The organism is Burkholderia sp. HMSC10F09 (assembly GCF_001806955.1).
GTDB classification, from domain to species: domain Bacteria; phylum Pseudomonadota; class Gammaproteobacteria; order Burkholderiales; family Burkholderiaceae; genus Burkholderia; species Burkholderia multivorans.
In genome coordinates this window covers 1,985-6,139 of record NZ_KV786754.1, presented here as the reverse complement: position 1 = coordinate 6,139, position 4,155 = coordinate 1,985, and the positions used below count along the sequence as shown (strand labels likewise).

The 4,155-nt window shown below is 66.7% G+C and carries 4 protein-coding genes and 1 pseudogene; 3 read left to right on the top strand and 2 right to left on the bottom strand.

What is annotated here, in order from left to right; genetic code table 11:
• The first annotated feature begins 428 nt into the window (after positions 1–428).
• Positions 429–1,322, top strand: a complete 894-nt coding sequence (locus HMPREF3115_RS16775; protein ID WP_227747527.1) for a thioester reductase domain-containing protein — start codon at positions 429–431, stop codon at positions 1,320–1,322.
• Between the two features lie 29 nt (positions 1,323–1,351).
• On the opposite strand, the gene HMPREF3115_RS16770 is transcribed toward HMPREF3115_RS16775, so the two are convergent.
• The gene (locus HMPREF3115_RS16770) at positions 1,352–1,834 is read right to left on the bottom strand and encodes an OsmC family protein (RefSeq protein WP_035956149.1); all 483 of its coding nucleotides are present in this window, start codon (positions 1,832–1,834) and stop codon (positions 1,352–1,354) included.
• Positions 1,835–1,888: 54 nt separating this feature from the next.
• Positions 1,889–2,818 carry a 2-hydroxyacid dehydrogenase gene (locus HMPREF3115_RS16765; protein ID WP_070555258.1) on the bottom strand — a complete coding sequence of 310 codons (930 nt, stop codon included), beginning with the start codon at positions 2,816–2,818 and terminating at the stop codon, positions 1,889–1,891.
• Positions 2,819–2,985: 167 nt separating this feature from the next.
• On the opposite strand from HMPREF3115_RS16765, the gene HMPREF3115_RS16760 reads away from it, so the two are divergent.
• Together HMPREF3115_RS16760 and HMPREF3115_RS32495 are read left to right on the top strand one after the other, a co-directional pair.
• Complete coding sequence (locus HMPREF3115_RS16760) at positions 2,986–3,909, top strand: glycine betaine ABC transporter substrate-binding protein OsmF (protein ID WP_006411484.1); 924 nt, start codon at positions 2,986–2,988, stop codon at positions 3,907–3,909.
• Positions 3,906–4,155: pseudogene (locus tag HMPREF3115_RS32495) on the top strand (ABC transporter permease); the annotation flags it as partial. The gene HMPREF3115_RS16760 and the pseudogene HMPREF3115_RS32495, both read left to right, overlap by 4 nt.

The following is a 4,155-nucleotide window of genomic DNA, read 5'->3' as shown; positions in this document are numbered from 1 at the left end:
CGGTGGCGAACAGGGTTCGCCACCGCCCGTTTTTCATCGTCGGGCCATAAAAAATCGAAACGAATGTCCGATTAATTCAACGAATACTAAAAGTGGAATTCCATTTGAATTTTTAGGAAAACCGGCATATAAAACCTGTGCGTTATCCGTTTCAAAACGACATCGACCAAGCAAACGCCTCGGGGCCACGCACATGAGCTAGCCGCGCTCGTTGTCCGACATCGCGACCGCCGCATCTTTCGCTCCATCTCGCCAAGCCGCTGCTTCGCCCGCTCGTCCGGGTGCGGCCGGTCTCGCGCCGCGCGCCGGCGCACGCGCGAACGCGGCCGATAAAGCGATCGCCGCGATCGAGAAAAATCGTCCGAAGCGCCGTAATCGGCCATTCGCCGATTATTGACGCGCCGTTTCTCCAACGATTCCATCCGTATTTGCGCTCGCCCACCGACTACCGCACGCTGGCGGGCTGCGTCGACGTGATCTATCACTCGGCGAGTGCGGTCAACTTCATCCAGCCGTATTCGTACATGCGCACCGACAACGTCGACGGGCTCAAGCGCGTGCTCGCGTTCGCGGCGGACGGCCAGCCGAAGGCGCTCATGCTGCTGTCGACGATTTCGGTCTACAGCTGGGGCCATCTGCACACCGGCAAGACGACGGTGTCCGAAGACGACGACATCGATCAGAACCTGCCCGCCGTGATGACGGACATCGGCTACGTGCGCAGCAAATGGGTGATGGAGAAAGTGGCCGATCTCGCGGCGTCGCGCGGGCTGCCGCTGATGACGTTCCGCCTCGGCTACGCGACGTTCCATCGCGACACCGGGCTCAGCGCGAACTATCAGTGGTGGGGCCGGCTCGTGCGCACCTGCATCGACCAGCAGCAGATTCCCGATCTGCGCAATCTGCGCGAAGGGCTGACGGCCGTCGACTACATGACGCGCGCGATCGCGCATATTTCGCGCAATCCGTCGGCGCTCGGCCACAAGTACAACCTCGTGCATACCGACGACAACAACCTGACGCTCCGGCAGTTCTTCGAGCGCCTCGAACGGCATTTCGGGTTGCGCTTCGAAACCGTGCCGTTCCGTCAATGGCTCGACGGCTGGCAGCACGACACGGCCGCGCCGCTCTATCCGCTGCTGAGCCTGTTCCGCGACGTGATGTACGACGGACGCTCCACCGTCGAGCTCTATCAGGACACGTACCGGTGGCGCTGCGACCGCGTGCGGGCGGCACTACAAGGCAGCGGCATCGAGGAGCCGACGTTCACGCGCGACGAACTCGCGCGCTATCTGACGCAATCGATCGGCCATCGCGCGTAACACACGACCGTGCCGCGTCCACGTTGCACTCATCGCGCGCGATGTTCCCACGTCCCTTCGACGTCGATCGTCGTGCGCACCGAATTCGCGAGAAAGCAGGCGTCGTGCGCGGCGTGATGCAGCGCCGCGACTTCGTCGTCGGTCGGCGCCCGCTCGCCGCCGAACGTGACGGCCGGCTTCAGCACGATGCGCGTCACGACTTCCTTGCCCGCGTCGTTCTTCGCCATCGTGCCTTCGGCCGCGTCGCGATAGCGCGTGACGACGAAGCGCCGTTGCGCGGCGATCGACAGAAACCACAGCATGTGACAGCTCGACAGCGCGGCGACGAACGCCTCTTCCGGGTCGACTGCGGCCGGATCGGAGAACGGCACGCGCACGACGTGCGGCGAACTCGACGCAGGCACCGTCACGCCGCCGTCGAAACGCCATTCGTGCCGGCGGCTGTAGCGGTTGTCGACGAACTTGTCGTCGGGGGCGGCCTGCCATTCCACTTCAGCGATGTACGTCGACATCGGGATTCCTTCGTAGACGAAAAAAATGCGTGATGCGCGCGGCGGCGGCCGCGCTCACAGCGGCGTGAGCAGGGGCTCGCCCGCGAAATGCCGCGCGGCGTTGTCGAGAAACTGCTGCACCGAACGATCGAGCGCCTCGGGCGACCAGCCGCCGAGGTGCGGCGTCAGCACGACGTTGTCGAGCGCGGTCAGCGCGCGCGGCGGTTCGGGCTCGCCTTCGTACACGTCGAGCGCCGCGCCCGCGAGGCGCCGTTCGCGCAGCGCGTCTGCCAAAGCAGCGGTATCGACGACGCTGCCGCGCGAGACGTTGACGAGAAACCCGTGCGGGCCGAGCGCATCGAGCACCGTGCGGTCGATCAGATGGCGCGTGCCCGCGCCGCCCGGCGTCGCGACGATCAGAAAATCGGCCCACTGCGCGAGCGCGTCGAGTCGTTCGAAGTAGCGGTACGGAACCTGCTTCGCCGCGCGGTTGTGATAGCCGATCTCGATGTCGAAGCCCGCCGCGCGCCGCGCGCATTTCGCGCCGATCCGGCCGAGCCCGACGATGCCGAGCCGCTTGCCCGACACGTTCGGCGGCATCGGCAGCGCGTCGCGCCAGACGCCCGCGCGCGTCGCCGCATCGAGCCGCACGATGCCGCGTACCGCGGCGAGCAGCAGTGCGAACGCATGATCGGCGACGCAGTCGTCATTGGTGCCGGCGCCGGTGACGACCGCGATGCCGCGCGCCTTCGCATGCGCGACGTCGATCTGCTCGTAGCCGGCGCCGAGCGCGCCGACGAGCGTGAGCTGCGGCAGCGCATCGATCTCGTGCGCGGCGAGCCCCGTGCTGCCGTTGGTCAGCACCGCGCGGATCGTGCCGCCGTGCTCGGCGATCGTGCGTTCGCGCAGCTCGGCAGTCGGTGCATGGCGCACCTCGAACGACGCGGCAATGCGGCGCTGCGCGTCGTCGCGCAGCGGAATGAGGACCAGCAGTTCTGGCTTCATGGCAGCAGATGTCCGCAGGGCGGGAACGGCTTGCAGTGTAGCAAGGCTGCGCGCCGGCCGCCGGTTATCCCCACGCGCACAGGGGCCACGCGGCCGCGCGCGGTTTGCCAAAGCCGGCTCAGTCAAGTAAGTTTCGGCGTACGCCCCCGTCCTGGAGATTGGCCACGATGAAGCTCGCCCTGCCCGCCCGGATCCTGGGCCTCGCGCTCGCCGCATCCGTCGTCGCACCCGGTGCACACGCGGATGCGCCCGTCGTCGTATCGTCGAAGATCGACACCGAAGGCAACCTGCTCGGCAACGTGATCGCGCAGGTGCTGAAGGCGCACGGCATTCCCGTCACCGAAAAGATCGCGCTCGGCGCGACGCCGATCGTACGCAAGGCACTGACGAGCGGCGAGATCGACATCTACCCCGAATACACCGGCAACGCCGCCTTCTTCTTCAACAAGGCCGACGATCCGGTCTGGAAGAACGCGAGCCAAGGCTACGACACCGCGAAGCAGCTCGACTATGCGGCGAACCACCTCGTGTGGCTCGCGCCGGCGCCCGCCAACAACACGTGGGGTGTCGCCGTACTGTCGTCGGTCGCGCAAGCGCGGCATCTGAAGACCTTCAGCGATTTCGGCAAGTGGGTCGCCGGCGGCGGCAACGTGAAGCTCGCCGCATCGGCGGAATTCGTCAACAGCGCGTCGGCGCTGCCGTCGTTCGAGAAGGCGTACGGCTTCAAGCTGAAACCCGATCAGCTCGTCGTGCTGTCCGGCGGCGACACGGCCGCGACGATCAAGGCGGCCGCGAACCAGACCGACGGCGTGAACGCCGCGATGGTGTACGGCACCGACGGCGGGATCGCATCGAGCGGGCTCACCGTGCTCGACGACGACAAGCACGTGCAGCCCGTCTATGCACCGGCGCCGGTGATCCGCGAAGCGGTGCTGAAAGCGCATCCGCAGATCGCCGACTATCTGAAGCCCGTGTTCGCGAGCCTCGATCTGAAGACGCTGCAGATGCTCAACGCACGCATCCAGATCAACGGCGAGCCGGCGGCCGGCGTCGCGAAGAGCTATCTGAAGTCGAAGGGCTTCGTGAAATGACGATGCGCGCGGCGGCCTGCGCGCGGCGCCTGACACCGGACAAGGTCGGCATCCTGATCGGCCTGCTGACGATCGTCGCCGTGCTCGGCATGCCGTTCGTCGTGCTGCGGCCGAATCGTATCGCGGCCGGCACCGGGCTGTCGGTGTTCGCGGCGCTGCCGGTCGCGCAGGGTGCGGCGCTCGCGACGCTGTGGATCGTCGGCGCACTCTGGGCGATGACGGCGAGCCGCCCGACGTGGCGGCTCG